Genomic DNA, 1,782 nt, shown 5'->3' on the forward strand with positions numbered 1-1,782 from the left:
CTACTACGCCGGGGTCAAGCAGGTCTTGAACCAGCCCGGCCAGTTCCCGGGGATCATCGGGGCCGTTGGGGAACTGCTGACCTTCCCGGCTGAACTGGAGGCGGCGATGACGACCGCCCTTGGCGGTAGCGTGCAGAGTCTGGTTGCCCAGGACCGCCTGGCGGCCAAGCAGGCCATCCAGCAGCTCAAGGTCCGCCGCTTGGGCCGGGCTACCTTTTTGCCGCTGGACGCCTTGAGATACCGAACGGTTCCGGCGTCAACCAGGCAGTCTCTGCAGCGCTTTGCCGGCTTTCAGGGCCTGGCCAGCGAGCTGGTTGAAGCCAAGGGAGAAACGGATATTTCCGAGGCTATTCAGTACTTGCTGGGCAGCATCATTATTGTCGACAACATGGATACCGCGCTGGCAGTTTCCCGGCAGATCGGCCACTACCGGGTCGTAACCCTGGACGGGGACGTGATCAGCCCGGGCGGGGCCATGACTGGCGGGGCGCGCAACCAGCGCAGCAATTCCCCGCTGCAGACGACGGCTGAGATCAACAAGACGACCGAAATGATCAAGCGGCTGGAAGAAGAGTTCCATGACAAGGAAGACAAGCTGGCTTCTTTGGAGCAGGCCGTCAAGGAAAAGCAGGACCAGCATGACCGGGTCAGCCGGGACTTGCAGGCTCTGCAGCAGGATTTAAGCGCGGCCGTTTTGACCTTCCAGAGCCAGGAAAAAGAAGTCAAGCGCTTGGAAAGCGCGGTGCACTTGTACCAAGAGCAGCAGGCTGAACAGGAAAGCTACCTGGCTGGACTGAAAGACAAGCAGCAGGCCCAGCAGGCAGAAAAAGCCCGGCTGGCCGACCTGGCTGACCAGCAAAAAGCCGGTCTGGCCGACCTGCAGGACACGATCCAGAATTATACCGACATGAATCAGGACGTGCAGGACAAGCTGGCAGAACTTGATCCGCAGCTGGCTGTTCTGGCCAACAAGCAGGAAAACCTGCGCTCGCGGATGAACGAGCGTGAGCGGCAGAAGGCAAGCAGCCAGAAACAGATCGCGCAGCTGCAGGCCAAGTTGACTGACCTGGCCAATTCCAGCCAGTTGTCAGCCAGCAAGAAGGAGGAGCTGAGTCTTGAGCAAGACCGCCTCCAAGCCCAGCAAAAAGACAAGCAGGCGGCTTTGGACCAGGCCAGCCAGCTGTTGGGCCAGCTGAACGGGCAGATCAACCAGCTGGAAGCAGTAGCCACCAGGAACTACGATTTGAGAAAAGACGCGGCTGGTGAGCAGGAAGAGTACTCGGTCAAACTGGCCACGATCAAGGGCCAGCTCAAGCAGCACCTGGACAGTTTACGAGACGACTACTCGCTGACTTATGAAGCCGCCCTGGCCCAGGCCAAGGTGGAAAACACCGCCGAAAACCAGCAGCAGCTGCGCCGCAGCGTCAAGCTGCACCAGATGTCGCTTGACGACATTGGTCCGGTCAACCTCGGCGCGATTGATGAGTACAAAGAGGTCAAAGAGCGTTATGACTTTTTGAACGGACAGCAAAACGACCTGCTTGAAGCCAGAAGCAACCTGCAGAAATCGATGGACGAGCTGGACCAGGAAGTCAAGGACCGCTTTGGCCAAACCTTCCAGAAGATCGCTGCCTCCTTCAGCAGGCTTTTCCCGCTTGTTTTCGGCGGCGGCAATGCGCGCCTGGCGCTGACAGAACCGGACGATTTGCTGGAAAGCGGGGTGGAGATCATCGCCCAGCCGCCGGGCAAGAAGCTGCAGCGCTTAAGCCTCCTGTCAGGGGG

1 protein-coding gene is annotated in these 1,782 nt (G+C 59.4%); it reads left to right on the forward strand.

Features of this window, described 5'->3' with window-relative positions; all coding sequences use genetic code 11:
- A partial coding sequence (locus tag lacNas_RS13490) for an SMC hinge domain-related protein (protein ID WP_507762798.1) occupies nucleotides 1-1,782 on the forward strand: 1,782 nt, incomplete at both ends.

Origin of the sequence: Lactobacillus nasalidis, from assembly GCF_016587775.1 — a bacterium.
Taxonomy (GTDB): domain Bacteria; phylum Bacillota; class Bacilli; order Lactobacillales; family Lactobacillaceae; genus Lactobacillus; species Lactobacillus nasalidis.